At 66.1% G+C, this 25693-nt stretch carries 27 protein-coding genes; 22 read left to right on the top strand and 5 right to left on the bottom strand.

What is annotated here, in order from left to right:
* Window positions 1–128 precede the first annotated feature (128 nt).
* From purT to JC881_RS26445, 10 genes are all read left to right on the top strand, one after another.
* Window positions 129–1343 carry a formate-dependent phosphoribosylglycinamide formyltransferase gene (gene purT / locus JC881_RS26490; RefSeq protein ID WP_198788687.1) on the top strand — a complete coding sequence of 405 codons (1215 nt, stop codon included), beginning with the start codon at window positions 129–131 and terminating at the stop codon, window positions 1341–1343.
* A gap of 184 nt (window positions 1344–1527) precedes the next feature.
* Window positions 1528–2469: an alpha/beta hydrolase gene (locus JC881_RS26485; protein ID WP_198788686.1), complete on the top strand. Its 942-nt coding sequence runs from the start codon at window positions 1528–1530 to the stop codon at window positions 2467–2469.
* A 113-nt stretch (window positions 2470–2582) separates the two neighbouring features.
* Window positions 2583–3413, top strand: coding sequence for a helix-turn-helix domain-containing protein (locus JC881_RS26480; protein WP_198788685.1), 831 nt, complete (start codon window positions 2583–2585; stop codon window positions 3411–3413).
* 18 nt (window positions 3414–3431) lie between these two features.
* Window positions 3432–4307, top strand: coding sequence for a branched-chain amino acid ABC transporter permease (locus JC881_RS26475; RefSeq protein WP_198788684.1), 876 nt, complete (start codon window positions 3432–3434; stop codon window positions 4305–4307).
* 6 nt (window positions 4308–4313) lie between these two features.
* Complete coding sequence (locus JC881_RS26470; RefSeq protein WP_198788683.1) at window positions 4314–5390, top strand: branched-chain amino acid ABC transporter permease; 1077 nt, start codon at window positions 4314–4316, stop codon at window positions 5388–5390.
* A complete protein-coding gene (locus JC881_RS26465; RefSeq protein ID WP_198788682.1) occupies window positions 5387–6214 on the top strand; it encodes an ABC transporter ATP-binding protein in 828 nt (275 codons plus the stop codon). Before JC881_RS26470 ends, JC881_RS26465 begins: the two co-directional genes overlap by 4 nt.
* A complete protein-coding gene (locus tag JC881_RS26460) occupies window positions 6211–6984 on the top strand; it encodes an ABC transporter ATP-binding protein (protein ID WP_198788681.1) in 774 nt (257 codons plus the stop codon). Before JC881_RS26465 ends, JC881_RS26460 begins: the two co-directional genes overlap by 4 nt.
* Window positions 6985–7053: 69 nt before the next feature.
* Window positions 7054–8934 (top strand): AMP-dependent synthetase/ligase, encoded by a 1881-nt coding sequence (locus JC881_RS26455; RefSeq protein WP_198788680.1) that lies wholly within the window; start codon window positions 7054–7056, stop codon window positions 8932–8934.
* A 56-nt stretch (window positions 8935–8990) separates the two neighbouring features.
* Window positions 8991–10154 (top strand): ABC transporter substrate-binding protein, encoded by a 1164-nt coding sequence (locus JC881_RS26450; protein ID WP_198788679.1) that lies wholly within the window; start codon window positions 8991–8993, stop codon window positions 10152–10154.
* Window positions 10155–10217: 63 nt separating this feature from the next.
* Entirely contained in the window at window positions 10218–10679 is a 462-nt protein-coding gene (locus JC881_RS26445) for an EVE domain-containing protein (protein WP_198788678.1), read from the top strand.
* 10 nt (window positions 10680–10689) lie between these two features.
* Here the strand turns inward: JC881_RS26445 and JC881_RS26440 are convergent, their stop codons facing one another.
* Both JC881_RS26440 and JC881_RS26435 read right to left on the bottom strand, forming a co-directional pair.
* The gene (locus tag JC881_RS26440) at window positions 10690–11343 is read right to left on the bottom strand and encodes a MarC family protein (protein WP_080898413.1); all 654 of its coding nucleotides are present in this window, start codon (window positions 11341–11343) and stop codon (window positions 10690–10692) included.
* A 2-nt stretch (window positions 11344–11345) separates the two neighbouring features.
* Window positions 11346–12092, bottom strand: coding sequence for an SDR family oxidoreductase (locus JC881_RS26435; protein WP_198788677.1), 747 nt, complete (start codon window positions 12090–12092; stop codon window positions 11346–11348).
* A 145-nt stretch (window positions 12093–12237) separates the two neighbouring features.
* Here JC881_RS26435 and JC881_RS26430 point away from each other — a divergent pair, with 145 nt between their 5' ends.
* Together JC881_RS26430 and JC881_RS26425 are read left to right on the top strand one after the other, a co-directional pair.
* Window positions 12238–12837, top strand: a complete 600-nt coding sequence (locus JC881_RS26430) for a 2-hydroxychromene-2-carboxylate isomerase (RefSeq protein WP_198788676.1) — start codon at window positions 12238–12240, stop codon at window positions 12835–12837.
* 43 nt (window positions 12838–12880) lie between these two features.
* On the top strand, window positions 12881–13564 hold the full coding sequence (locus tag JC881_RS26425; RefSeq protein ID WP_198788675.1) for a dienelactone hydrolase family protein: 684 nt from the start codon (window positions 12881–12883) through the stop codon (window positions 13562–13564).
* 50 nt (window positions 13565–13614) lie between these two features.
* Here JC881_RS26425 and JC881_RS26420 read toward each other — a convergent pair whose 3' ends face one another.
* Complete coding sequence (locus JC881_RS26420) at window positions 13615–14523, bottom strand: LysR family transcriptional regulator (RefSeq protein ID WP_198788674.1); 909 nt, start codon at window positions 14521–14523, stop codon at window positions 13615–13617.
* Window positions 14524–14631: 108 nt separating this feature from the next.
* Here JC881_RS26420 and JC881_RS26415 point away from each other — a divergent pair, with 108 nt between their 5' ends.
* Together JC881_RS26415 and JC881_RS26410 are read left to right on the top strand one after the other, a co-directional pair.
* Window positions 14632–14970 (top strand): alpha/beta hydrolase, encoded by a 339-nt coding sequence (locus JC881_RS26415; RefSeq protein WP_198788673.1) that lies wholly within the window; start codon window positions 14632–14634, stop codon window positions 14968–14970.
* A gap of 221 nt (window positions 14971–15191) precedes the next feature.
* The gene (locus JC881_RS26410; protein ID WP_198788672.1) at window positions 15192–15560 is read left to right on the top strand and encodes a DUF4148 domain-containing protein; all 369 of its coding nucleotides are present in this window, start codon (window positions 15192–15194) and stop codon (window positions 15558–15560) included.
* 79 nt (window positions 15561–15639) lie between these two features.
* Here the strand turns inward: JC881_RS26410 and JC881_RS26405 are convergent, their stop codons facing one another.
* Both JC881_RS26405 and hemB read right to left on the bottom strand, forming a co-directional pair.
* Complete coding sequence (locus tag JC881_RS26405; RefSeq protein ID WP_198788671.1) at window positions 15640–16818, bottom strand: magnesium transporter CorA family protein; 1179 nt, start codon at window positions 16816–16818, stop codon at window positions 15640–15642.
* Window positions 16819–16883: 65 nt separating this feature from the next.
* A complete protein-coding gene (gene hemB / locus JC881_RS26400; RefSeq protein WP_233102058.1) occupies window positions 16884–17897 on the bottom strand; it encodes a porphobilinogen synthase in 1014 nt (337 codons plus the stop codon).
* Between the two features lie 343 nt (window positions 17898–18240).
* Between hemB and JC881_RS26395 the strand changes: the two genes are divergently transcribed.
* The 8 genes from JC881_RS26395 to fusA all read left to right on the top strand — a co-directional run bounded on the left by JC881_RS26395 (window position 18241) and on the right by fusA (window position 25502).
* Complete coding sequence (locus tag JC881_RS26395) at window positions 18241–18669, top strand: CopD family protein (protein WP_198788669.1); 429 nt, start codon at window positions 18241–18243, stop codon at window positions 18667–18669.
* Window positions 18670–18674: 5 nt separating this feature from the next.
* Complete coding sequence (locus JC881_RS26390) at window positions 18675–19826, top strand: VanZ family protein (RefSeq protein ID WP_198788668.1); 1152 nt, start codon at window positions 18675–18677, stop codon at window positions 19824–19826.
* A 9-nt stretch (window positions 19827–19835) separates the two neighbouring features.
* A complete protein-coding gene (locus JC881_RS26385; protein WP_198788667.1) occupies window positions 19836–20189 on the top strand; it encodes a (2Fe-2S) ferredoxin domain-containing protein in 354 nt (117 codons plus the stop codon).
* Between the two features lie 70 nt (window positions 20190–20259).
* Window positions 20260–20892 carry an alpha/beta hydrolase gene (locus tag JC881_RS26380; protein WP_198788666.1) on the top strand — a complete coding sequence of 211 codons (633 nt, stop codon included), beginning with the start codon at window positions 20260–20262 and terminating at the stop codon, window positions 20890–20892.
* A 40-nt stretch (window positions 20893–20932) separates the two neighbouring features.
* On the top strand, window positions 20933–22102 hold the full coding sequence (locus JC881_RS26375; protein WP_198788665.1) for a D-alanyl-D-alanine carboxypeptidase family protein: 1170 nt from the start codon (window positions 20933–20935) through the stop codon (window positions 22100–22102).
* A gap of 205 nt (window positions 22103–22307) precedes the next feature.
* Window positions 22308–22685 (top strand): 30S ribosomal protein S12, encoded by a 378-nt coding sequence (gene rpsL, locus JC881_RS26370; protein ID WP_013543948.1) that lies wholly within the window; start codon window positions 22308–22310, stop codon window positions 22683–22685.
* A gap of 147 nt (window positions 22686–22832) precedes the next feature.
* Window positions 22833–23306, top strand: coding sequence for a 30S ribosomal protein S7 (gene rpsG / locus JC881_RS26365; protein WP_013543947.1), 474 nt, complete (start codon window positions 22833–22835; stop codon window positions 23304–23306).
* Between the two features lie 96 nt (window positions 23307–23402).
* Window positions 23403–25502, top strand: coding sequence for an elongation factor G (gene fusA, locus JC881_RS26360; protein ID WP_198788664.1), 2100 nt, complete (start codon window positions 23403–23405; stop codon window positions 25500–25502).
* The last annotated feature ends 191 nt before the right edge of the window (window positions 25503–25693 follow it).

The raw sequence follows: 25693 nt of genomic DNA, 5'->3' as shown, positions 1-25693 counted from the left end.
AGGACATTGATTGTGAAGCAGCCCCGCCGGCGTGCCGTTCCCGGACGCGACACCGAGGTTCCCGGGTGGCTTACAGTGCGGCGGTTGCTGTTTCTTCTCTCTTTTTCTCTCTCTTTTCGACTTCGACCATGACCACCCTCGGCACCCCCCTTTCTCCCTCCGCCACCCGCGTGATGCTGCTCGGCTCCGGCGAACTCGGCAAGGAGGTGCTGATCGCCCTGCAGCGCCTGGGCGTCGAGACCATCGCGGTGGACCGCTACGAGAACGCGCCCGGCCAGCAGGTGGCCCACCATGCGCGCACCATCACCATGAGCGACCCGGCGCAGTTGAAGGCGCTGATCGAGGCCGAGAAGCCCATGCTCGTGGTGCCCGAGATCGAGGCCATCGCCACGCAAACGCTGCAGGAACTGGAAGACGCGGGCGTCGTGCGCGTGATTCCCACGGCCCGCGCCGCCCGCCTCACGATGGACCGCGAAGGCATCCGCCGCCTGGCCGCCGAGACGCTGGGCGTGCCGACCAGCCCCTACAAGTTCTGCGACTCGCTGGCCGAGCTGCAGGCGGCCATCGACGGCGCGGATGGAAAAGGAATTGGCTACCCCTGCATCGTCAAGCCCGTGATGAGCAGCTCCGGCAAGGGCCAGAGCAAGATCGACGGCCCCGCCGACGTGCAGAAGGCCTGGGACTACGCCATGGCCGGCGGCCGCGTGAGCCATGGCCGCGTGATCGTCGAGGGCTTCATCGACTTCGACTACGAGATCACGCTCCTGACCGTGCGCGCGAAGGACGCGGCCGGCGGGGTGGAGACGAAGTTCTGCGACCCCATCGGCCACGTGCAGGTGAGCGGCGACTATGTGGAAAGCTGGCAGCCGCACCCCATGGCACCGGCCGCGCTGCAGAAGGCGCAGCAGATCGCAGAGGCCGTGACGGCCGACCTGGGCGGCCAGGGCCTTTTCGGCGTCGAGCTGTTCGTCAAGGGCGACGAGGTCTGGTTCAGCGAGGTGAGCCCGCGCCCGCACGACACCGGCATGGTCACCATGGCCACGCAGTGGCAGAACGAGTTCGAGCTGCACGCGCGTGCCATCCTCGGCCTGCCGGTCGATACCTCGCTCAAGAGCCCGGGCGCGAGCGCGGTGATCTACGGCGGGGTGGACGCCACCGGCATCGCCTTCGACGGCGTGGCCGAGGCGCTGCAGGTGCCCGGCAGCGACATCCGCCTGTTCGGCAAGCCCGAGAGCTTTCTCAAGCGCCGCATGGGCGTGGCGCTGGTGCACGCGGCCGACACCGACACGGCACGCAAGCTCGCCAAAGAGGCGGCCTCACGCGTCAAACCGCGCAAGGGCTGAGCCCCCTCTCTCCTTGCTGAAGCGCACGCGACAGCCGTAGCCAGTTTTCGCAAGCCGCGCCGCAAGGGCGCGGGCATGGTGCAGGTCTTGCCGGGAGGCCGAGGTGAAGGGGCGGGTGCATGCGGATACCGCGCATGCGCGATGCGCTCCACACTGGGCGCCCGCTCGATCCACCGGAGACACCATGCTGCATCCCCAGGCGCGCGCCTTGCTCGACTTCATCGAGGCGCGCGGCATTCCGCCGACCCACACCCTCTCGCCCGCCGATGCGCGCGCCTTCTACCGCGAGCGCCGCGCCGCCACGCAGCCGCTGCCCGCGGAAGTGGCCGAGGTGCGCGACCTCGCGGCGGACGGCCCGCACGGCACCATCCCGGTGCGGCTCTACCGTCCGCTGGGTTCGGGCGCCGGCCCGCTGCCGGTGCTGGTGTACTACCACGGGGGTGGCTGGGTCATCGGCGACCTGGACACGCACGACGTGCTGTGCCGGGAGCTGGCCAACGGCGCGGGGTGCGCGGTGGTCGCAGTCGACTACCGCATGGGCCCCGAGCACCGCTTTCCCGCCGCCGTCGACGACGTGCTGGCCGCCACGCGCTGGGTGCGCCGCGAAGCCGCGACGTTGGGCCTCGATGCGAGCCGCCTGGCGGTGGGCGGCGACAGCGCGGGCGGCAATCTCGCGGCCGTGGTGGCGATCGCCGCGCGCGATGCAGGCGACCTGCCCATCGCCTTCCAACTGCTGATCTACCCCGCCACCGACATGCGCCGCGGCCACCCGTCGCACCAGGCGAACGGGCAGGGGTACCTGTTGACGCGCGACACGATGACGTACTTCCACGACCACTACATCACCGACGCGAAGCACGACCTGGACTGGCGCGCCTCGCCGCTCCTGCACACCGACCTGTCGAGGCTGCCGCCCGCGCTCGTGATCACCGCCGGCTACGACCCGCTGCGCGATGAGGGCCTCGCGTATGCGGAGGCGCTCACCGCCGCCGGCAACCGCGCGAACTACGTGTGCTTCGAGCGGCAGATCCATGGCTTCATCACCATGGGCAAGGTGCTGGACGAGGCCAACACGGCCGTCGCGCTTTGCGCCACCGAGTTGCATCGCGCGTTCGCGCAAGCCTAGGGAAAGTCCCCGCGCAAATGCATGCCGCGCAGCAGGGTTGCGCCGCTACGATCCAGCCAACACGAGGCCGCCCAGCGCTGGGCAGGCCGGACCCGATGCAGGAGACAAACACCATGCAGCGAGCAAGGAATGCGCCTCCGGAAAACGGTGGCGCACGGCAGGGCGAACGCCTCATGTGGCTCACGCCGCAGCGCGTGTTCTACGCCGGCCTGCTCGGTGCGGCGGCCGAGCGCACGATGGGCGGGCACGGCGTGTACGTGTCGCCCGCGGGCGTGCCGCCGATCCGCATCCGCATCGGTGGCGGCGCCTGGCAGGCGGGCGAACTCATCGTGGTGCCGCCGCAGGTGCCGCACCATGTCGAGAGCCCGCACCCGCTCATCTTCAACCTGCTGGTCGAATCGGAATCGGTCGATCCCGCGCGCATGCCCGCCTTCATGCAGCACTGCGGCCCGGTCGACGCGCCGGCGTTCGTCCAGCGCGTGCGCGATGCCCATGCGCACCTGCTCGCCGCCTCGGGGCGCGGCACCGATTTCGAGGGCTTCGATTTCGATGCGCTCCTCTTCGGCGGGGCGCTCGCGCCGCGCGTGCTCGATGCGCGCATCCGCCGCGTCATCGATGCGCTCGTGGCCGACCCCGCCGCGCCCACCTCGGCCGAAGACTGCGCGGCCTCGGTGCACCTGTCGTTCTCGCGCTTCCTGCACCTCTTCAAGCAGGAAACCGGCATGGCGTTTCGCGCCTTCCGCGCCTGGAAGCGCGCACGCAGCCTGTTGCGCTACGTGCGCCAGACCACCACGCTCACCGACATCGCGCTCGATACCGGCTACCCCGACTCGACGCACTTCAGCCATTCGATCCGCCAGGTCTATGGGTTGAAACCCAGCGACATCCTGGCCGGATCGCGCCGCCTCGCGCTGCACGACGCGGCCGGCGGCTTCAGGCAGTAGGCCGGAGACAGGCGCCCCATGCAGATCCTCCAACTCCTGCTGTCGGGCATTGCGCAAGGGTGCATCTACGGGCTGATCGCGCTCGGGTTCGTGCTGATCTACAAGGCCACCGAAACCGTGAGCTTCGCGCAGGGCGACCTGATGATGCTCGGCGCCTTCGGTGCGTTCGCCGGCATGTCGCTCTTCGGCATGCCGTTCTGGCTCGCGGCGATCCTGGCGGTGGTGGCGATGGCCGCCTTCGGCGTGCTGCTGGAGCTGGCGGTGATCCGCCCGATCCTGGGGCAGCCGCAGTTCTCCATCGTGATGCTGACCATCGGCATCGCGTACGTGGCGCGCGGCCTCATCACCATGGTGCCGGGCATCGGCACCGAGACCCACACGCTGCCCGTGCCCTACAAGGACCAGATCTGGAAGCTGGGCGAGCTCGTGGTCAACCTGGAGCAACTCGCGATCATCGTCGCCACGGCCATCCTGTGCGCGCTGCTGTTCGCGATGTTCCGCTACAGCAAGCTGGGCATCGCGATGCAGGCCTCCTCGCAGAACCAGCTGGCGGCCTACTACATGGGCATTCCGGTGAAGCGGCTCAACGGTCTGGTGTGGGGGCTCGCGGCCGCGGTCGCGGCCATCGCGGGCATGCTGCTCGCGCCCATCACCTTCGTGCACGCGAACATGGGCTTCATCGGGCTGAAGGCCTTTCCGGCGGCGGTGGTGGGCGGCTTCGGCAGCCTGCCGGGCGCGATCGTCGGCGGGCTGGTGATCGGCATCGTCGAATCGTTCGCGGGGTTCTATCTGCCCGACGGCTTCAAGGACACGGCGCCGTACATCGTGGTGCTGCTGATGCTCATGATCAAGCCCAACGGCCTCTTCGGCGAAAAGCTGCGCAAGAAAGTCTGAACGTTCATGCGCTTCATCTTCAAGACCAGCTACGACCAGGACATCCGCCTTGCGCGGCACGGCGGCCATGTGTTCTGGTACGGCCTGCTCGTCGCGTTTCTCATCGCAGCGCCGTGGGTGATCGAGGAGTACTGGCTCGCGCAACTGACCTTCGTGCTGATCTACGGCATCGTCGGCCTGGGCCTGATGCTGCTGGCGGGCTTCACGGGGCAGTTCTCGATCGGGCACGCGGCGTTCCTCGGCACGGGCGCCTACACGCAGGGCGTGCTCACCAACATGGGCGTGCCGTTCCCGCTCGCGCTGCTCGCGGCCGCAGCGTTGTCGGCGGCGGTGGGCGTGGTGGTGGCCTTGCCGGCGCTGCGCGTGAAGGGCATCTACCTGGGCATCGCGACGCTGTCGTTCGGCTTCATCGTCGAGGAAGTGTTCGCGCGGTGGGAGAGCGTCACGGGCGGCAACGCGGGGCTGCATGTGAAGTCGCCGCAGCTCTTCGGCTGGTCGCTGGGCTCGGGCGACGGCTTCTACTTTTTGTGCCTGGTGGTGGCGGTGCTCAGCACGCTGGGCATCCTCAACCTGCTGCGCTCGCCCACGGGCCGCGCCTTCGTCGCGATTCGCGATTCGGAGATCTCGGCGCAGAGCATGGGCATTCATCTTGCGCGCTACAAGACGATGTCGTTCGCGATTTCGGCCGCGCTCGCGGGGCTGGGCGGTGCGCTGTATGCGCACAAGCTGAGCTTCATCTCGCCGGACCAGTTCAACATCCTGCAGTCGATCGACCTCTTGCTGATGGTGGTGATCGGCGGCCTGGGCTCGGTGCACGGCGCGTTCCTCGGCGCGATCTTCCTGATCGCGATGCCACAGCTCATCTCGATGGGCAAGGACTGGCTGCCGGCCGTGATCGGCCAGGCGCCCGGCCTGCAGGGGCTGGTGTACGGCGTGGTGCTGATCACGTTCGTGCTGTTCGAGCCGCTGGGGCTCTACGGCCGGTGGCTCAAGGTCAGGACGTACCTGCAACTCTTTCCGTTCTACCGCAAGGGCCTCTTCAAGCGGCAGAAGTCGTTCACCAAATCGGACCGGCTGAGATGACGACGGGCAACGGCGACATCCTCCTTTCGGCCAGGGACCTGAGCGTGCGCTTCGGCGGCGTGCTCGCGGTCAACAAGGTGAGCTTCGACGTGCGGCGCGGCGAGGTGTTCACGCTGATCGGACCGAACGGCGCGGGCAAGACGACGGTGTTCAACCTCATCAGCCGCATCTACACGCCGACGACCGGCGAGATCACATGGCATGGCGCCGCGGCCGGCCCGCTCGCGCTGACGCAGCAGGCGCCGCATGCGATCGCGGCGCTGGGCATTGCGCGCACCTTCCAGAACATCGAACTCTTCGAGCATGCGACCGTGCTGCACAACCTCCTGATCGGCCGCCACACGCACCGGCAGACGGGCTTCTGGAGCGAGGTGTTCTTCACGCCCGCCACGCGGCGCGCCGAGATCGCGGCGCGCGAGAAGGCCGAGCAGGTGATCGAGCTGCTCGACCTGCAGCATCACCGCGACTCGATGGTGGCGGGCCTGCCCTACGGCGTGCGCAAGGTGGTGGAGCTCGCGCGCGCGCTGTGCACCGAGCCCAAGCTGCTGCTGCTCGACGAGCCGTCGTCGGGGCTCAATGTCGAGGAGACGGCGGACATGGCGTTCTGGATCCAGGACATCCAGCACGAACTGGGCGTCTCGGTGCTGATGGTCGAGCACGACATGTCGCTGGTCTCGAAGGTGTCGGACCGCGTGCTCGCGATGAACCAGGGCGAGGTGCTTGCGACCGGCACGCCGCGCGAGGTGCAGGCGGACGCGCGCGTCATCGAGGCGTATCTCGGCACGGTGGACGACGTGAGCAGCTTGCGGAGGGTGGCGGCATGAGCGACGTCGTCCTCCAGCTGCTGAACGTGGAAAGCGCCTACGGCCCGATCAAGGCCATCCGCGGCGTGAGCCTCAAAGTGAAGCAGGGCGAGATCGCCACGGTGCTCGGCTCCAACGGCGCGGGCAAGACGACGATCCTGAAGACCATCTCCGGCATCATCGATCCGCGCAAGGGCAGCATCGAGTTCCAGGGCAAGGACATCACCGCCAAGGACCCCGCCTTCATCGTGCAGCAGGGCCTGAGCCACGTGCCCGAGGGGCGCGAGGTGTTCCCGCTGCTGTCGGTGAAGGACAACCTGCTGATGGGCGCCTACACCCGCAAGGACCGCGACGGCGTCGCGCGGGACATGGAGACCGTCTACACCTACTTTCCCATCCTGCGCGAGCGTGCCGCGCAGGACGCGGGGCTGCTCTCGGGCGGGCAGCAGCAGATGCTCGCGATTTCGCGCGCCATCATGGCGGCGCCCCATCTCATTCTTCTCGACGAGCCCAGCCTGGGCCTGAGCCCCAAGCTCACGAAGGAGATCTTCGAGATCGTCGTGCGCATCAACCGCGAGCGCGGCACCACCATTCTTCTGGTCGAGCAGAACGCCAACATGGCGCTCAACGCCGCCGACCATGGCTACGTGTTGGAGAACGGCCGCATCGTCATGGAAGATGCCTGCGACCGGTTGCGCGAGAAGGAGGACATCAAGGAGTTCTACCTCGGCGTGAAGGACGACGGCGTGCGCGGCGAGCGGCGCTGGAAAAAGAAGAAGAACTGGAGATGAGGCCATGAGTGCAGCGCCGGACCGCCCCAAGCAAGCTCGCACCGCAGTGCGAAGCACGAAGGTTTTCGAATGAGCACTGTCGCACTGCGCGCTCCTGCCGGTCTCTGGGACCTGGCGCATCTTCAACCCCGGCTCGATGTCGTGGTGCCGGGCGACACGATTCCCGCGGTGTTCTGGAAGGCCGTGGAGATGCGCGGCGACAAGGTGTGGATGCGGCAGAAGGAGTTCGGCATCTGGCGCACCTGGACCTGGCGGCAGACCGCCGAGGCCGTGCGCGAGATCGCGGGCGGGCTGCTGGCGCTGGGCTTTGCGCATGGCGAGTGCGCTTCGATCCTTTCCAACACCGTCATCGAGTGGGTGCTGTGCGACGTGGCCGTGCTCAGCTGCGGGGGCGTGTCGAACGGCATCTACCCGACCGATGCGGCCTCGCAGGTCACCTACCTCTGCGAGGACTCGCGCACCACCGTGCTCTTCGTGGAAGACGACGAGCAACTGGACAAGGCGCTCGAAGTGCGCGCGCAGCTGCCGCTCTTGCGCAAGGTGATCGTGTTCGACATGGAAGGCCTGCGCGACCTGGACGACCCCGGCGTCATCAGCCTCGATGCGCTGCGCGCCATGGGCCGCGACCATCTCGCCGCCAACCCGCAGGCACTGGCGCAACGCATCGCCGCCTGCCGCGCGGAAGACCTCGCGATCCTCGTCTACACCTCCGGCACCACCGGCAAGCCCAAGGGCGCGATGCACAGCCACCACGGGCTGGTCTACACCATGCGCGGCTACAACACGTTGCTCGCGCAGGGCGAGACGGACGAGCGCATGTGCTTCCTGCCGCTGTGCCATATCGCCGAGCGCATGGGGGGCGAATACTTCGCGATGTACACCGGCTCGATCCTCAATTTCGTGGAGAACCCCGAGACGGTGCCCGAGAACGTGCGCGAGATCTCGCCCACGGTGTTCACGGCCGTGCCGCGCGTGTGGGAGAAGTTCTATTCGGGCGTGATGATCTCGCTGAAGGAGGCGAGCCGGCTGCAGCAGGCTGCCTACGGCTGGAGCATCGGCGTGGGCCAGCAGATCGCCGAGCGCGTGCTGCAGGGCCAACCGATCGGCGCGGGGCTGCGCCTGAAGTTCCGCATCGCGCGCTGGCTTGCGCTCAACAATGTGCGCAAGCTCATCGGCATTCACCGCGCGCGCTTTCTCGTGACCGGCGCGGCGCCCATTTCGCCCGAGCTCGTGCGCTGGTACCTCGCGCTGGGCGTGCCGATGCTGGAGGTCTGGGGCATGACCGAGTCGTGCGGCGCCTCCACGGGCGTGCCGCCGTCGCGCATCGCGCCGGGCTCCATCGGCCCGGCCACCAGCTACAACGAGGTGCGGCTGGACCCCGCGACCGGGGAGATCCTGGTGCGCGGCCCGAATGTCTTCATGGGGTACCTCAACCTGCCGGAGAAGACGGCCGAGACCATCGACGCGGACGGCTGGCTGCACACCGGCGACGTCGGCCTGGTGGACGCGGAAGGGTATTTCCGCATCACCGACCGCATGAAGGACATCATCATCACGGCAGGTGGAAAGAACATCACGCCGAGCGAGCTGGAGAACGAACTCAAGTTCAGCCCCTACGTCACCGATGCGGTGGTGATCGGCGACAAGAAACCCTACCTGACGGTGATCGTGATGATCGATCAGGAGAACGTCGAGAAGTTTGCGCAGGACAACGATGTGCCGTTCAGCAACTACGAGAGCCTCACGCGCGCGCAGGAGGTGCTGGACCTCATTCAGGGCGAGGTCGACCGCGTCAACGCGAAGTTCGCGCGCGTGGAGCAGATCAAGAAGTTCTTCCTGCTCGAGACGCAGCTGAGTGCCGAGGACGAAGAGCTCACGCCGACGATGAAGCTCAAGCGCAAGCTGGTGCAGACGAAGTACGCAGAGCGGATCGAAGCGATGTACCGCTGAGCGGTGGCCGAATTTTTGTGCCAACGTTTTTTGTGTCAACCCGAGGAGACAACCGCATGAAGCTCAAGACAGTGACGACTCTGGCCGTGCTGGGCCTGATCGCGACGCTCGCGTCCGCGCAGCAGCAGGGCGTGAGCAAGGACGAGATCCGGATCGGCACGATCCAGGACCTGTCGGGTCCGCTCGCGGGCTTCGGCAAGCAGGCGCGCAACGGCATGCAGCTGCGCGTGGACGAGCTCAACGAGCAGGGCACCCTCAACGGACGCAAGCTCAAGCTCTTCGTGGAGGACTCGGGCTACGACCCGAAGAAGGCGGTGCTGGCCGCGCAGAAACTGGTGAACCAGGAAAAGATCTTCATCATGGCCGGCCACATCGGCACGGCGCAGAACATGGCGGCGATGCCGGTGCAGTTCGACAAGAACATCGTGAACTACATGCCGATCACCGCGGCACGCGAGATGTACGAGCCGCTCAATCGCCTGAAGTACTCGTTCGCAGCGACCTACTACGACCAGATCCGGCTGGCGCTGCCCAAGATGATCAAGGACAAGGGCGCCAAGAAGGTCTGCACGATCTACCAGGACGACGAGTTCGGGCTCGAGGTGCAGCGCGGTGCCGAGGCGGGGCTGAAGGCCGCGAACATGGAGCTGACCGAGAAGACCTCGTTCAAGCGCGGCGCGACGGACTTCAGCTCGCAGGTCGCGAAGATGAAGGCGGCCAATTGCGATCTCGTGGTGCTGGGCACGATCATCCGCGAGACCATCGGCACGGTGGGCGAGTCGCGCAAGACCGGCTTCAACCCGACCTTCATCGGCTCCAGCGCGGCGTACACCGACCTCATTCACAAGTTGGGCGGCAAGGCGATGGACGGCGTGTACGCGACGATGACGGTGCAGAACCCCTACACCGACGAGCAGTCGCAGCCGCTGCGCTTCTGGGCCAACAAGTACAAGACCAAGTTCAACGAAGACCCGACGGTGTTCTCGGTGTACGGCTACGTGATCATCGATTCGTTCATCAAGGCGGCGACCAAGGCCGGCCCGACCCTGACGACCGACAGCTTCATCAAGGCGATGGACAGCATGACCTTCGAGCCTGACATGTTCGGCAGCCCCAAGAGCAACTACACCGCCACCAAGCGGCTGGGCAACGAGCAGTCGCGGCTGTCGCAGATCAAGGATGGCAAGTGGGTCGTCGTCTCTGACTACGTGACGCCGTAGGCCATCGCGCAGCATCGGGGCGAGCGGCTATATTCCGCGAAAACACATCTTCGCGAGAACGCCATGCCCCAGTACTGGTTGATGAAATCCGAGCCCGACGAAGTCTCCATCGACGACGCGCTCGCCGCGCCCGGCGCCACCGTGGCGTGGACCGGCGTGCGCAACTACCAGGCGCGCAACTTCATGCGCGACGGCATGAAGGTCGGCGACGGCGTGCTGTTCTATCACTCGAGCTGCCCGGAGCCGGGCATCGCAGGCATCGCGCGCGTGGCCTCGGGCATCAAGCCCGATCCGACGCAGTTCGATGCGAAGTCGCCCTACTACGACGCGGCTTCGAAGAAGGAAGACCCGCGCTGGCTGCTGGTGGACGTGCAGGCGGTGCGCAAGACCCGGTTGCTGGCGTTGCCCGAACTGCGTGCCAGGCCCGAACTGGCCGAGCTGATCGTGCTGCGCAAGGGCAACCGGCTGTCCATCACGCCGGTGGAGCCGGCACACTGGAAGATCATCGAGAAGATGCTGGGCTGAGCTTTCGCGTTCAGGCGACTTTCGACAGGATCGGGAACAGCTTGCCGAGCCCGTCGGCCATCACCTCGACGGCGAGCGCCGCGAGGATCAGGCCCATCAGCCGCGTCATGATGTTGATGCCCGTCTTGCCCAGCACGCGCGCGATCGGCTGCGCGAGCGAGAAGGCCAGCGCCGTGGCCAGCGCCACCACCACGCCGTAGCCCACCAGCACCGCGAGCTCCCACAGGTGCTGCGCCTTGTCGGCGTAGATCACCACGGTGGAGATCGTGGCGGGCCCCGTCAGCAGCGGAATCGTGAGCGGCACCACCGCGATGGAGGCGCCCATCGAGGCCTTCACCTCGGTGGCGCGCAGTTCCTCGACGTTGGTCTTGCTCTCGGCCGGCTTGGCGTTGAGCATCGAGAGCGAACTCATGAGGAGCAGCAGGCCGCCGCCGACCTGGAAGCTCGCGATCGAGATGCCGAAGAACGACAGCAGCTGCAACCCGAGCAGCGCGCTGACCGCGATGACCACGAAGGCGCTGAAGGCCGACATGCGCACCGTGTGGCGGCGCTGCGCGTCGCTGTAGCCCTGCGTGTAGTGGATGAAGAAAGGCACGATGGCCAGCGGGTTGACGATGGCCACCAGCGTGACCAGCGGCTTGATGAGGTCCATCGAGGTGCTCATGGCTACCTTCCTCCGGTCACGTCGAGGAGCGCCATGGTGGTGTAGCTCGCCTCGGCCGACAGCAGCCAGAGGATGGCGCGGGCGATTTCCTCGGGGCTGCCAGTGCGCTTCATCGGCACGGTGGGGGCGAGTTCGAAGGCGCGATCGGGCATGCCGCCCGAGGCATGGATCTCGGTGTCGATGAGGCCCGGGCGCACCGCATTGACGCGGATGCCTTCGTCGGCCACTTCTTTCGCCAGGCCGATGGTGAGCGTGTCGATGGCCGCCTTGCTGGCCGCGTAGTCCACGTACTGGCCCGGCGAGCCCAGGCGCGCGGCGCCGCTGGAGATGTTGACGATGGCGCCGCCCTCGCCGCCGTGCTTCGTGCTCATGCGGCGCACGGCCTCGCGCGCGCAGACGAAGCTGCCGATCACGTTGATGCGGAACATGCGCTCCAGCCGCGCGACGCTCATCTCGTCGACACGCGCCTGCACGTCGACCACACCGGCGTTGTTGACCAGGGCGGTGAGGCGGCCGAGCTTGGTGTCGACCTTCTGGAACATCGCGAGCACCTGGGCTTCGTCGCCCACGTCGGCCTGCACGGCAATGGCGGTGCCGCCGCCGGCGCGGATGGTGCGCACCACTTCGTCGGCCGCCAGCGAGTTGCTCGCGTAGTTGACGGCCACCGCGTAGCCGCGCTGCGCGGCGAGCAGGGCGGTGGCGGCGCCGATGCCGCGTCCGCCGCCGGTGATGAGTAGCACTGGATTCAAAACCTACCTCCTGCAGAGAAACCGGGTGTCAGTTAAAACCGTCGGCTTGGATTACATCATTCGAGGGCCGGCGCATGAGCATGAGCGCCGTGCCGGGCCGCCCCAAGCAAGCTCGCACCGCAGTGCGAAGCACGGAGGTTATTGAATGCACAAGACGATCGACTACTACTTTGCGCCCCAGAGCCCGTGGACCTATCTGGGTCATACCCGATTCGCGGAGATCGCGGCCGCCGCAGGCGCCACGGTGCGCGTGAGGCCGATCGACATGGGGAGCGTGTTCCCCGTGTCCGGCGGGCTGCCGCTGGGCAAGCGGGCGCCGCAGCGGCAGGCGTACCGGCTGGTGGAGATGGCGCGGTTCTCGCGGCACCTGGGCCTGCCGATGAACACCAAGCCCAAGTTCTTTCCGGTGGCCAGCGACGACGCGGCGCGGATCATCATCGCGGCCGATATCCACGACGGCACCGAGGCCGCGATGCGCGTCTGCGCGGCGGTGTTCGCGGCGGTGTGGGTGCAGGAGCGGAACATCGGCGATCCGAACGTGCTCGAAGCGCTGGTCGTCGAATGCGGCCTGCCGGCCAAGCGCGCGGAGCAATCGCAAAGCCAGGCGGTGCAGGAGCGCTACGAGGCCTACACGCAGGAGGCCATCGACATCCAGGTGTTCGGCGCGCCGAGCTACGTGATTGATGGCGAGATTTTCTGGGGGCAGGACCGGCTCGATTTCGTCGAGCGGGCGCTGCGCAAGTGACGACAACCTTCTTTATTCAATCGCTATCAGGAGCATGACGAACATGGGCCAATTCATCGATCTCAAAGCCAAGGACGGCTTCACCTTTCCCGCCTACGTGGCCGAGCCCGCGGGCAAGCCGCGCGGCGCGGTGGTCGTGGTGCAGGAAATCTTCGGCGTGAACTCGCACATCCGCTCGGTGGCCGACGGCTATGCGGCTGACGGGTATCTCGCGGTCGCGCCGGCGACCTTCCAGCGCGTGAAGCCGGGCGTGGAGCTCGGCTACAGCGACGAGGACATGAAGGAGGGCTCCGCCCTGAAGGCCGCGGCCGAGGCGCTGCCCGCGCCCGGCGTGCTGCAGGACATCGAGGCGGCCATCGCCTATGCATCGAAGGCCGGCAAGGTCGGCATCGTGGGTTACTGCTGGGGCGGGTTGCTGGTCTGGCGTGCTGCCAGCCTGCTGCCGGGCCTGGCAGCCGCGGCGCCGTACTACGGCGGCGGCATGACCTCGCCCCAGGAAACCGCGCGCCAGCCCAAGGTGCCGGTGCTCGCGCATTTCGGCAACCAGGACCACTGGATTCCGCTGGACACCATCGAGAGCTTCAAGAAGGCGCATCCCGAGGTGGAGGTGCATGTCTACCCGGTGGGCCACGGCTTCAACTGCGACCAGCGCGGCTCGTATGACGCGGACGCGGCCAAGCTGGCACGCGAACGCACGCTCGCGTTCTTCGCGAAGCACGTCGGCTGATCTGCTGATAAGCGCAAGAAGAAGCCCGGTCATGCCGGGCTTTTTTCATTTCACGGCTTGCGCTTGAGGCCCGGTCCGTCGCCCACGCGGGTCTGCAGGAAATCGAGCAGCGCGCGCAGCGCGGCGCTGTTGTGGCGCCGCTGCAGGTAGGCGGCCGAGAGCCACATGTCCTTGCGCGTGTAGTCCTGCAGCACCGGCACCAGTTCGCCGTGCTCGATGTGCGACTGCACCAGGATCGAGGGCAGGTAGATCACGCCGAAACCGCGCATCGCCACCCGGATCAGCGGCGCGCCTTCGGTGCAGTCCATGCGGCTCTTGACGTGGACGTCCAACGGCTCGCCGCCATCGTCGAAGCGCCACACCGGCTGCGCGCCGAGGAGGGAATGGGTGAGCGCCTCGTGGCCGGCCAGGTCGCGCGGGTGCTCGGGGATGCCGTGCTTCTTCCAGTAAACCGGCGAGGCGCAGACCACCATCTCCATGAGCCGCAGCTTGCGCACGATGAGGTTGGCGTCCTCGACCGGGCCGCTGCGGATGTCGACGTCGATGCCTTCTTCGGCGAGATCGACCGTGCGGTTGGTCAGCTGCAGGCTGATGCTCACGTCGGGGTAATAGCGCATGAAGTCGGCCAGCAGGTTGGGAAACTCGCCGTTGCCCATGCCGTGGGGCGCCGAAATGCGCAGGCGCCCGGCCGGCTGGCTGGCGCGATCCTGCAGCTCGGCCTGGGTGAGCTCCACCATTTCGAGCACCGGGGTGCTGCGGTCGAGCAGCAACTGCCCGGCGTCGGTGAGGCTCACGGAGCGCGTGGAGCGGTTCAGGAGCCGCACGCCGAAGCGGGTTTCGAGCTCGGCCACGTATTTGCTGACGGTGGCTTTCGACATGTCCAGCTTCTTGGCCGCCTGCGAAAAGCTGCCGTGCGAGGCGACCTCGCGGAAGGTTCTGATCAGATCGAGACTGTCCATGTCAAAGAGCCCATTGTTTCCGTTCGGGGAACGCGGTGGTTCGATTCTCCGGCGTTTTTCCGAAGCGACCTGCGTCACACTCGGTCCACGCGCCGAAGGAGCCGAACCATGAACACCTCGAACATCATCGCCGTTGCCGCCCTGTCGATCCTGACCGCCGCCGCCGCGCACGCACAGGGTTTCGAGCCGGTGCAGCCGCTGAAGATCGCCGGGAGCCGTGCGCAGGTGGACGCCGAAGCGGCCGCCGCCGCGCGCCGCGGCAATGTGTACGGCGACGTGATGGCATCGCCGCTGACCACGCGGCCGAGCCTGCTCGATCGCGCCTCGGTGCGTGCGCAGGCCGTGGCCGCCGCCCACTCGCCGAACCAGAACGTGGACCGCCGCGCCTTCGCGAACAGCGAACTGCCGCCGCAGTTCGAAAAAAGCCCGCAGCGGCCGGACCGCTGAGCTGTCGGCAACCGTCGGGTCTTCAAAAGGCTGGGTCCGCGTGAGCGGCTCCGGCCTTTTTGCCTTGTGCATGCCAATGTGTCGGCATTGTTTCAATAGAGGAAACACCGTGTCTCTGATCCGAGCGTTTTCGATAGGGAATTTCGTCTGAAACTCGCCGCACAGGCAAGCGACCGAGCAAGCCTGGTGGACCAACCATCCGACGAACACAAGGAATTGACATGAAGACCTCGCACATCCTCGCCGCCGCTGCTCTGACCCTCCTGGCCGCTACCGGCGCCCAAGCTGAAACCTACCAAGGCGTGAACACCGCTGTCTCGACCAAGAGCCGCGACGACGTCAATGCCGAAGCCGTGCGCACCGCAGCGGCTCCGAACCAGAACGTGACCCGCGGTTCGCGCGGCCCGGAAACGGTCGCCGTGTCCAAGGACCGCGCCATCGTCGAAGCCGAAGCCGTTCGCACCGCCTACGCTCCCGACCAGAACGTGACCTCGGGTTCGCGCGTCAACAGCAAGGTCGTCTCGACCATGACCCACCCGATGGACGCACGCGTTCAAGCCCAGCAAGGCACGGGCGCTACCGCCAAGTAAAGAACCCGCCCCTCGGGGCAGTTCAGCAAAAAGGCCACGCGAAAGCGTGGCCTTTTTCGTTGGGCGGGCGGTTATCGCTTCATCTCGTTCGCGCGAGGTAGCGCTTGCGCCAGAAGACCAGCACCAGCAGCACCGCGATGACCAGCATGGCGGACATCGCGATCCAGAAGCCGTCGGCCTTGTGCACCAGCGGAATGAATTCGAAGTTCATGCCGAAGATGCCCGCGATCAGGTTCAGCGGCAGGAAGATCGCGGTCAGCACCGTGAGCACCCTCATGATGTCGTTGGCGCGGTGGCCCTGGACGCTGAAATGCATCTGCACGGCCGTCTCGGCGTTCTGCTCGAGCCGGTGCACGTGGTGAACCACCCGCTCGATGTGCTCCAGCACGTCGCGGCTGCGGATCATGATCAGCTCCCGCTCGCGCTGTTCGGCCTCGCCCTTGGGCGGCGGCAGGGTTTCCAGCGAGTCGATCCAGTCCTGCATGGCGGCGCGCTGGTCCTCGCAGATCTCGTCCAGGTGGTGCAGCGACTGCCGCGCCTCCATCAGCGCTCCCCAATTGGTGAACCGGCTGCGCGGATCGATCAGTTCGGTCTGCCAGTGGTCCAGCTGCTTGGTGAGCTCGCGCCTGAGGTCCAGATAGCCGTCCACGATCTGGTTGATGACGCGCAGCATCAGGTCCGAGGGCCCCGTGGGCACGCGCGTGGAGGTCGCGCGCACGTCCAGCGCCGGGGCGCCGAGGTCATCGGACGACCCGGCCGCCAACAGCCGTGCGGCGAAGGCGTCGCGCACGGCGCCGTCTTCGGGATGCACCGACAGCAGCACCCGGTCGAACACCGCGAAGCCCACTGGCCGGGTGTCGACGCGGCGCAGCACGGGCGGCCCGCCGCGGGGCTTGGAACTGGTAGCGGGCGTGGCGGGAATTGGCGGCGCCTCGTTGCCATTGCCCTTCCCGTTGCCCAGCGCCGCCTGTCCCTGGCTGGTCGCCAGGCGCCGGAACACCAGCACGTCGTACCGCGAGGTGTAGTCGTAGTGCGAGGGCAGCTGGTCGTTGAGCAGGTCGGCCACGTGCAGGTCCACCAGCTGGGTCTGGCACAGCGTCTGCAGGATCTGCTGGACCTCGGCCAGCGAGGCGCGAAATTCCTCGCGCGTGAGCGAAATCCAGAGATAGCCGCTGGCGGCGCACGCGCCCGGCACGGCCAGCGGCGTGAGCGCCGGATGCTCGCTGACCTGCGAGCGGTTGATTTCGAAGATGCGCATCGCCCTGCCTTGGTTTTCTTGTCTTTCTGCCCGGGTCGCCCATATGGGGCGGGCCTGGATAGCTATTATTTTTGTAGCAGTCGCGCGGCGTCGAGCGCGAAGTAGGTGAGCACGCCATCGGCGCCGGCCCGTTTGAAGGCCAGCAGGCTTTCGAGCACCACGGCGTCGTGGTCGAGCCAGCCGTTCTGGGCGGCGGCCTTGAGCATCGCGTATTCGCCGCTCACCTGGTAGGCGAAGGTCGGCACGTGGAATTCGTCCTTCACGCGGCGCACGATGTCCAGGTACGGCATGCCGGGCTTGACCATCACCATGTCGGCGCCTTCGGCGATGTCCAGGGCCACCTCGCGCAGCGCCTCGTCGCTGTTGCCGGGGTCCATCTGGTAGACCTTTTTGTTGCTCTTGCCGAGCGTGGCGGCCGAGCCGACGGCGTCGCGGAAGGGGCCGTAGAAGGCGCTGGCGTACTTGGCGCTGTAGGCCATGATGCGCGTGTGAATGTCGCCGCGAGCTTCGAGCGCCGCGCGGATGGCGCCGATGCGGCCGTCCATCATGTCGCTGGGCGCCACAATGTCCACGCCCGCTTGCGATTGTGTGAGTGCCTGCTTCACCAGCACTTCGACGGTGGTGTCGTTGACGATGTAGCCGCTGTCGTCGAGCAGGCCGTCCTGCCCGTGGCTGGTGTAGGGGTCGAGCGCCACGTCGGTCATCACGCCCAGTTCGGGGAAGCGCGACTTGAGGGCGGCAACCACGCGGGGAATCAGTCCGTCGGGGTTGAAAGCCTCGTCACCGGCGGGCGTCTTGAGGCTCGCGTCGATCACCGGGAACAGCGCCATCACCGGGATGCCAGCCGCCACGCATTGCTCGGCTACCGGCAGCAGCAGGTCCAGGCTCAGGCGCTCCACGCCGGGCATCGAGGCGACGGCATCGCGCCGTTTTTCGCCTTCCTGCACGAACACCGGGTAGATCAGGTCATTGACCGTCAACGTGTTTTCCCGCACCAGGTTGCGGGTGAAGGTGTCCCGGCGAAGGCGTCGCGGACGGCCGGCGGGGTACATGGCGAGAGGGGAGGAGGGGCGCGTCATAATCCCGAAAATTGTGCCTGAAGCATTCCATTGCCGTGTTGTCGCCTGCGGGACAGGTTGTCTGACAACCACGGAAATTCGTAGCTATAAAGTTCTAAATAAATAGTTATGAATCACAAAGAAAGTGCCTCGGTCGCTTGAAACCTTGTTTCGTCTTTGTTAAATTCTGAAGCGGGCGGCTTGCCGCTCCCCGCTTTTCCTCCCTGAGCGGGTGCCTTGATGTGTGACAGCAAAAGGGCTTCCCAGCCCGACGTGAAGACGTCGGGCTTTTTTTTGTCCGGGGCTTCCCGGGCGTCAGGAGACGACTCTGCGTGACAGTGCGGTGGACCACTAAACTGCCGCCATGCTCTGGGTCAAATCTCTCCACATCGTCTTCATCGCAAGCTGGTTCGCCGGGCTCTTCTACCTGCCGCGGATCTTCGTCAATCTCGCGATGGTGCCACCGGAGTCGGTCGCCGAGCGCGAACGCCTGCTGCTCATGGCGCGCAAGCTGATGCGGTTCACCACTTTCCTGGCGGTCCCGGCGCTGGGCTTCGGCCTCTGGCTCTGGCTGGGCTACGGCATCGGCCGCGGGCCGGGCAACGGCTGGATGCATGCCAAGCTGGCGCTGGTGCTGGTGGCCATCGGTTATCACCATGGCTGCGGCGTGCTGCTGCGGCGTTTTGCGGCGGGCGGCAACCAGCGCAGCGATCATTGGTACCGCTGGTTCAACGAGCTGCCGGTGCTGCTGCTGCTGGGCATCGTGATCCTGGTCGTCGTGAAGCCCTTCTGAGCCCGATGGACACGGTGGAGAAGCCGCACAAGTCCGCCGCGCTTCCCCTCGCGCTCGCCTATGCGGCGCTGATCGTCTACGCCAGCCTCTATCCCTTTGCCGACTGGCGCGACCAGGGCATCGCGCCCTGGGCCTATCTGTCAGCGCCCTGGCCCAAGTACTGGACGGGTTTCGACTTCGCGGTCAACGTCGCGGGCTACGTGCCTTTCGGATTCCTTTGCGCCCTGGCGGTGCTGCGCACGCGCCGGACCGCTGGCGTCTGGGGCGCGGTGCTGCGCGCCACCGCGGCCGGCGCGGCGATCGCCTTCGCGATGGAGACGCTGCAGAGCTATCTCCCCGCGCGCATTCCTTCCAACGTCGACCTGGGGCTGAATACCACCGGCACGGTCCTGGGTGCCGTGCTGGCGGTGGGGCTCGAGCGCCTGGGGGCGGTGGCCCACTGGGGCCGCGCGCGCTCGCAATGGTTTGTCGAGGACTCGCGCGGCGCCCTCGTGCTGCTCGCGCTCTGGCCGTTCGCCCTGCTGTTTCCCGCGGCCGTCACCTTCGGGCTGGGCCAGGTGTTCGAGCGGCTCGAGGTCGCGATCTCCGAGTGGCTGCTCGATACGCCCTTCATCGACTGGTTGCCCGTGCGCCAGTTCGAGCTCGAGCCTCTGGTGCCCGCGGTGGAACTGCTGTGCGTGATGCTCGGCGCGCTGGTGCCGTGCCTCTTGGGCTACCTCGTGGCGCGCACGCTGGTGCAGCGCGCGGTGCTCCTCCCGTTGATCTTTCTGGCGGGCATTGCCGCCTCGGCGCTCTCGGCGGCGCTGAGCTACGGGCCCGCGCACGCCTGGGCGTGGCTGGACCTTCCCGTGCAGGTCGGCATGGCGGCCGCGCTGGTTGCGGGTGCGCTGCTGGTGGCCGCGCCGCGGCGCCTCTGCGCGGCCTTGCTGCTGGTGGGGCTCGTGCTCCAACTGAGCCTGCTGAACCAGGCGCCCGAGAGCGCGTACTTCGCGCAGACCCTGGCCACCTGGGAGCAGGGGCGCTTCATCCGCTTCCACGGGCTGGCCCAGTGGCTCGGATGGGTCTGGCCCTTCGCGGTACTGGCTTACGTGGTGGCGGCCCTGTCGCGCAGGGGGCGGCTCGCGCCGGAGCTCAGGCCTCGGGACAGCGGTCACTAAAATCGGCCGATGCCCAGTCCCACCCCCGCCGCGCCGTCCGGCTACTACGGCCGCCATATCTTCTTCTGCCTGAACGAACGCAAGAACGGCGAAGACTCCTGCGCCATGCACAACGCGCAGGAAGGCTTCGACCGCTGCAAGGCGAAGGTGAAGGAGGCGGGCCTCTCCGGGCCCGGCAAGGTGCGGGTCAACAAGGCGGGGTGCCTGGACCGCTGCGCCGGCGGACCGGTGGCTGTGGTGTACCCGGAAGCCGTCTGGTACACCTTCGTGGATGCCGACGACATCGACGAGATCGTCGAGTCGCACCTGAAGAACGGCGAGGTCGTCGAGCGGCTCCTCTTGCCTGCCGGCGTCGGACGCTGAACTTTCCCGCGAGCCCACCGCTCGTACCGTGCTCCCGACCGGCGCTGCCGGCCCGCCCACCCACCCCGCCATGAATTCCCAGACCGAAAAGATCAGCCTCCAGGGCGCCGCCGGTGCGATCGAGGTGCAGCGCGACCAGCCGGCCGATGCCCCGCGCGGCATCGCGGTGATCGCCCATCCGCATCCGCTCTTTGGCGGCACGATGGATAACAAGGTCGTGCAGACCCTGGCCCGCGCTTTCGTCTCGTGCGGCTGGACGACGGTGCGCTTCAACTTCCGCGGCGTCGGCGCCAGCGAAGGCGTGCACGACGAAGGGCGCGGCGAGTTGGAAGACATGCTGAATGTCGTCGGCCAGCTGGCGCCCGAAGGTCCGCTGGCCATTGCCGGTTTCTCGTTCGGCGCTTTCGTTGCCTGCGGCGCCGCTGAAAAGCTCTGGGCCGCGCGCAACGTTCAGCAGGTCGTGCTGGTCGGCACGGCCGCCGCGCGCAACATGGTGGCCACGCTGCCCGTCGAGGCCCACGAGCGCATGCTGGTGGTCCACGGCGAAGCCGACGACACCGTGCCGCTCGTTGCCGTGATGGACTGGGCGCGGCCACAGTCACTTCCTGTCACGGTTATTCCCGGGGGCGGCCATTTCTTTCACGGACAATTGCCGCTGCTCAAAAGTCTGGTTGCCCGCCACCTCCGCGCGGGCATTGAATGAAAGCCTCACGGGCTTGTTTTCGTCTCTTCCCATCCTCCCCATGAATCGTTTTTTCAATGCGCTTCGCGCACTGGTGCTGACCGCCGCTGCCTCGGTCGGTGTGATCGCTGCCGCCCAGGTGCCGGCACCGCCCGAGATCGCCGCGCGCAGCTACCTGCTGCTGGACGTGACCGCGAACCAGATCCTCGCGCAGAAGGACATCGACAGCCCGGTGGAGCCGGCTTCGCTCACCAAGCTGATGTCGGCCTACGTCGTGTTCGACGCGCTGCGCGCCAAGAAGATCACCCTGGCCCAGACGATGCCCGTCAGCCAGCGCGCCTGGAAGATGCCAGGTTCCCGCATGTTCATCGACCCGAAGATGCAGGTGCCGGTCGAGGACCTGATCAAGGGCCTGATCGTGCAGTCGGGCAACGACGCCACGGTGGCGCTGGCCGAGGGCGTGGGCGGCACGGTGGAGCATTTCGTCGAGATGATGAACGCCCAGGCCAAGGCCCTGGGCATGAAGAACACCAGTTACAAGAACCCCGAAGGCCTCACGGCGCCCGGCCACACCACCACGGCTCGCGACCTGAGCATCCTGGCGACCCGGCTGGTGCGCGACTTCCCCGAGGAAGCCAAGTACTACGCGATCAAGAAGTACCGCTATCCGGGAACGCCGTCGACCAACGACACCAACCGCAACCTGCTGCTGTTCCGCGACCCGACCGTCGACGGCCTGAAGACCGGCCATACCGAGGCGGCCGGCTACTGCATGATCGCCACCGCCAAGCGCGATTTTCCCAACCTGACCGGTGGGCGCCGGCTGTTGTCGATCGTGCTGGGTGCCTCAGGCGAGACCGTGCGCGCCAACGAATCGCAGAAGCTGCTGAACTGGGGCTACACGGCCTACGACGCCGTCCGCCTGTTCGATGCCGGCCAGCCGGCCGCCACGCCGGCGGTCTGGAAGGGCAAGGAAAATGTGCTGAAACTGGGTCGCCCGGAAGCCATCGTCGTTGCGGTTCCGGCCGGCACCGCCAGCAAGATCAAGACGCAGGTGGCGCGCCCCGACCCGCTGGTGGCGCCGTTCACCAAGTACCAGGCCGTGGGCTCGCTCAAGGTGACCCTGGACGACCAGCCGGTGGCCGATGTGCCGCTGGTGGCGCTGGAAGCGGTCGAGCAGGCGGGTGTCTTCGGCCGCGCCTGGGACGCCGTCCGCCTCTGGATCAAGTAAGGAAAGCCGGGCGCGCGAGGCCGCCGGCCAGCGCCGGCAGCGCCTGACTTTGCCGTTTCAGGCTCGCCTGCTATACTCGTGGGCTTTTCGGAATTTTCCGAAGGGTTTCACGTTTTCGTTATTCCCGGCTTCCTTTCCTTGCGTCACGTCAAGGACCAGGACGGTTTCACAGCCAAGGCCGGGTTGTTTTGGGACTAATTCATTCATGCCAACCATCAATCAACTGGTGCGTCAGGGTCGAACGGTCGAAAAGATCAATTCGAAGAGCCCTGCCATGCAGAACTCGCCGCAACGTCGCGGTGTCTGCACCCGCGTCTACACCACGACGCCAAAGAAGCCCAACTCGGCGCTTCGTAAAGTTGCCAAGGTCCGTCTGACCAATGGCTTCGAAGTCATCTCCTACATCGGCGGCGAAGGCCACAACCTGCAGGAACACAGCGTCGTGCTGGTTCGCGGCGGTCGTGTCAAGGACTTGCCCGGTGTTCGTTACCACATCGTGCGCGGTTCGCTCGACTTGCAAGGCGTGAAAGACCGCAAGCAGTCGCGCTCCAAGTACGGCGCAAAGCGTCCCAAGAAGGCTTAAGCCTTTCTGTCGGAAAACAAACGGTGTTCGGTTGCCTTGGCGGGCACATCGAACGAAGTGACCCAATCCCGGGTCGAGTAAGTGAGAGTCCTGACTGGCTCTCGCGGTACCGGAAACGGTGCCAACTGAAGCAAAGAGGTTAGAAAAATGCCACGTCGTCGCGAAGTCCCCAAACGTGAAATCCTGCCGGATCCCAAGTACGGCAATGTCGAGCTGTCGAAATTCATGAACGTGATCATGGAAGGCGGCAAGAAGGCGATCGCCGAGCGCATCATTTATGGCGCGCTCGACTTCATCGAAAAGAAGAACCCTGACAAGGACCCGCTCGAAGCTTTCACCGTTGCCATCAACAACGTGAAGCCGATGGTCGAAGTGAAGTCGCGCCGCGTCGGTGGTGCGAACTACCAGGTGCCGGTCGAAGTCCGTCCTGTCCGTCGCCTCGCCCTGTCGATGCGCTGGATCAAGGAAGCTGCTCGCAAGCGCGGCGAGAAGTCGATGGCCCTGCGTCTGGCCAACGAACTCATGGAAGCCACGGAAGGCCGTGGCGGTGCCATGAAGAAGCGTGACGAAGTGCACCGCATGGCAGAAGCCAACCGCGCCTTCAGCCACTTCCGCTTCTAAAAATCAAACTTCGCTTGGGCGTTGGGTATTGAGTGTCGGGCGATGTCGCCCGTGCTCGACGCCCAGCGCTCAACGCATTTAACCCGAAAGTAAATCATGTCCCGCAAGACCCCCATCGAGCGCTACCGCAACATCGGCATCTCCGCGCACATCGACGCCGGCAAGACCACGACGACTGAGCGCATCCTGTTCTACACCGGTGTGAACCACAAGATCGGTGAAGTGCACGATGGCGCCGCCACGATGGACTGGATGGAGCAAGAGCAAGAGCGCGGCATCACGATCACCTCGGCTGCCACCACCTGCTTCTGGAAGGGCATGGCGGGCACGTTCGACGAACACCGCATCAACATCATCGACACCCCCGGCCACGTGGACTTCACCATTGAAGTCGAGCGCTCGATGCGCGTGCTGGACGGCGCCGTCATGGTGTACGACGCGGTCGGCGGCGTGCAGCCCCAGTCCGAAACCGTCTGGCGCCAGGCCAACAAGTACAAGGTTCCGCGTCTCGCGTTCGTCAACAAGATGGACCGCACCGGCGCCGACTTCCTGCGCGTACGCCAGATGATGGTGGACCGCCTGAAGGCCAACCCCGTCGTGATCCAGATCCCGATCGGTGCCGAAGAGCACTTCCAGGGCATCGTCGACCTCGTGAAGATGAAGGCGATCATCTGGGACGAAGACAAGGGCGTGACTTTCACCTACGGTGAAATCCCCGCGAACCTGACCGCCGTCTGCGCCGAATACCGCGAAAAGCTGGTCGAAGCTGCCGCTGAAGCCAGCGAAGAGCTGATGAACAAGTACCTCGAAGGCGGCGAGCTGAGCGAGCAGGAAATCAAGGCGGCCATCCGCCAGCGCACCATCGCCGGCGAAATCCAGCCGATGCTGTGCGGCTCGGCCTTCAAGAACAAGGGCGTGCAGGCCATGCTCGACGCGGTCATCGAATACATGCCCGCACCGACCGACATTCCCCCGGTCAACGGCACCGACGAAGACGAAGCGCCCGTCACCCGCAAGGCTGACGACGGCGAGAAGTTCTCGGCCCTCGCATTCAAGCTGATGACCGACCCGTTCGTGGGCCAGTTGACCTTCGTGCGCGTCTACTCGGGCGTGCTGACCAAGGGCGACAGCGTCTACAACCCGGTGCGCGGCAAGAAGGAACGTATCGGTCGTATCGTGCAGATGCACGCGAACAACCGCGAAGAAGTCAACGAAATCCGCGCCGGCGACATCGCCGCCTGCGTGGGCCTGAAGGAAGTCACCACGGGCGAAACCCTGTGCGACCCGTCGGCTGTCGTGACGCTCGAGCGCATGGTGTTCCCGGAATCGGTGATCTCGCAGGCTGTCGAGCCCAAGACCAAGGCCGACCAGGAAAAGATGGGCATCGCCCTGCAGCGTCTCGCTCAGGAAGACCCGTCGTTCCGCGTCAAGACCGACGAAGAATCGGGCCAGACCATCATCGCCGGCATGGGCGAGCTCCACCTTGAAATCATCGTGGACCGCATGAAGCGCGAATTCGGCGTGGAAGCCAACGTGGGCAAGCCCCAGGTGGCTTACCGCGAAACGATCCGCAAGACCGTCGAAGATGCCGAAGGCAAGTTCGTTCGCCAGTCGGGCGGCAAGGGCCAGTACGGCCACGTGATCCTGAAGCTCGAGCCGCAGGAAGCGGGCAAGGGCTTCGAGTTCGTCGACGCCATCAAGGGCGGTGTGGTTCCTCGCGAATACATCCCCGCGGTGGAAAAGGGCGTTGTCGAAGCGCTGACGCAAGGCGTGCTGGCGGGCTACCCCGTCGTGGACGTCAAGGTCACGCTGCACTTCGGCTCGTACCACGACGTGGACTCGAACGAAATGGCGTTCAAGATGGCCGCGATCTTCGGTTTCAAGGAAGGCGCCCGCAAGGCCAGCCCCGTGATCCTGGAGCCGATGATGGCCGTGGAAGTGGAAACGCCTGAAGACTACGCCGGCAACGTGATGGGCGACCTGTCCTCACGCCGCGGCATGGTGCAGGGCATGGACGACATGATCGGTGGCGGCAAGTCCATCAAGGCCGAAGTGCCGCTGTCGGAAATGTTCGGCTACTCGACCACGCTGCGTTCGATGTCGCAAGGCCGCGCCACGTACACGATGGAGTTCAAGCACTACGCTGAAGCTCCGCGCAACGTGGCTGAAGCGATCGTCGCTGCACGCGCCAAGTAAGTTTTGAAGAATGCAGGGCCGCGCAGTGCGTGGCTCTCTTTGTCTGCGATCCGGTGCCGCCGCGTTCCCGTGCGAGGCGAATCAGCAATCGGGTGCAGACATAAAACCAATACACGGGAATGCTCTTTCAAGGATTGAAAAATGGCAAAAGGTAAATTCACCCGCACCAAGCCGCACGTGAACGTGGGCAC

Origin of the sequence: Variovorax sp. IB41, from assembly GCF_016405905.1 — a bacterium.
Taxonomy (GTDB): Bacteria; Pseudomonadota; Gammaproteobacteria; order Burkholderiales; family Burkholderiaceae_C; genus Variovorax.
This window is presented reverse-complemented; position numbering and strand designations above follow the sequence as displayed.

Coding starts and splice junctions, on each gene's coding strand:
- purT (WP_198788687.1), top strand. CDS start 129: ATGACCACCCTCGGCACCCCCCTTTCTCCCTCCGCCACCCGCGTGATG.
- JC881_RS26485 (WP_198788686.1), top strand. CDS start 1,528: ATGCTGCATCCCCAGGCGCGCGCCTTGCTCGACTTCATCGAGGCGCGC.
- JC881_RS26480 (WP_198788685.1), top strand. CDS start 2,583: ATGCAGCGAGCAAGGAATGCGCCTCCGGAAAACGGTGGCGCACGGCAG.
- JC881_RS26475 (WP_198788684.1), top strand. CDS start 3,432: ATGCAGATCCTCCAACTCCTGCTGTCGGGCATTGCGCAAGGGTGCATC.
- JC881_RS26470 (WP_198788683.1), top strand. CDS start 4,314: ATGCGCTTCATCTTCAAGACCAGCTACGACCAGGACATCCGCCTTGCG.
- JC881_RS26465 (WP_198788682.1), top strand. CDS start 5,387: ATGACGACGGGCAACGGCGACATCCTCCTTTCGGCCAGGGACCTGAGC.
- JC881_RS26460 (WP_198788681.1), top strand. CDS start 6,211: ATGAGCGACGTCGTCCTCCAGCTGCTGAACGTGGAAAGCGCCTACGGC.
- JC881_RS26455 (WP_198788680.1), top strand. CDS start 7,054: ATGAGCACTGTCGCACTGCGCGCTCCTGCCGGTCTCTGGGACCTGGCG.
- JC881_RS26450 (WP_198788679.1), top strand. CDS start 8,991: ATGAAGCTCAAGACAGTGACGACTCTGGCCGTGCTGGGCCTGATCGCG.
- JC881_RS26445 (WP_198788678.1), top strand. CDS start 10,218: ATGCCCCAGTACTGGTTGATGAAATCCGAGCCCGACGAAGTCTCCATC.
- JC881_RS26440 (WP_080898413.1), bottom strand. CDS start 11,343: ATGAGCACCTCGATGGACCTCATCAAGCCGCTGGTCACGCTGGTGGCC.
- JC881_RS26430 (WP_198788676.1), top strand. CDS start 12,238: ATGCACAAGACGATCGACTACTACTTTGCGCCCCAGAGCCCGTGGACC.
- JC881_RS26425 (WP_198788675.1), top strand. CDS start 12,881: ATGGGCCAATTCATCGATCTCAAAGCCAAGGACGGCTTCACCTTTCCC.
- JC881_RS26420 (WP_198788674.1), bottom strand. CDS start 14,523: ATGGACAGTCTCGATCTGATCAGAACCTTCCGCGAGGTCGCCTCGCAC.
- JC881_RS26415 (WP_198788673.1), top strand. CDS start 14,632: ATGAACACCTCGAACATCATCGCCGTTGCCGCCCTGTCGATCCTGACC.
- JC881_RS26410 (WP_198788672.1), top strand. CDS start 15,192: ATGAAGACCTCGCACATCCTCGCCGCCGCTGCTCTGACCCTCCTGGCC.
- JC881_RS26405 (WP_198788671.1), bottom strand. CDS start 16,818: ATGCGCATCTTCGAAATCAACCGCTCGCAGGTCAGCGAGCATCCGGCG.
- hemB (WP_233102058.1), bottom strand. CDS start 17,897: ATGACGCGCCCCTCCTCCCCTCTCGCCATGTACCCCGCCGGCCGTCCG.
- JC881_RS26395 (WP_198788669.1), top strand. CDS start 18,241: ATGCTCTGGGTCAAATCTCTCCACATCGTCTTCATCGCAAGCTGGTTC.
- JC881_RS26390 (WP_198788668.1), top strand. CDS start 18,675: ATGGACACGGTGGAGAAGCCGCACAAGTCCGCCGCGCTTCCCCTCGCG.
- JC881_RS26385 (WP_198788667.1), top strand. CDS start 19,836: ATGCCCAGTCCCACCCCCGCCGCGCCGTCCGGCTACTACGGCCGCCAT.
- JC881_RS26380 (WP_198788666.1), top strand. CDS start 20,260: ATGAATTCCCAGACCGAAAAGATCAGCCTCCAGGGCGCCGCCGGTGCG.
- JC881_RS26375 (WP_198788665.1), top strand. CDS start 20,933: ATGAATCGTTTTTTCAATGCGCTTCGCGCACTGGTGCTGACCGCCGCT.
- rpsL (WP_013543948.1), top strand. CDS start 22,308: ATGCCAACCATCAATCAACTGGTGCGTCAGGGTCGAACGGTCGAAAAG.
- rpsG (WP_013543947.1), top strand. CDS start 22,833: ATGCCACGTCGTCGCGAAGTCCCCAAACGTGAAATCCTGCCGGATCCC.
- fusA (WP_198788664.1), top strand. CDS start 23,403: ATGTCCCGCAAGACCCCCATCGAGCGCTACCGCAACATCGGCATCTCC.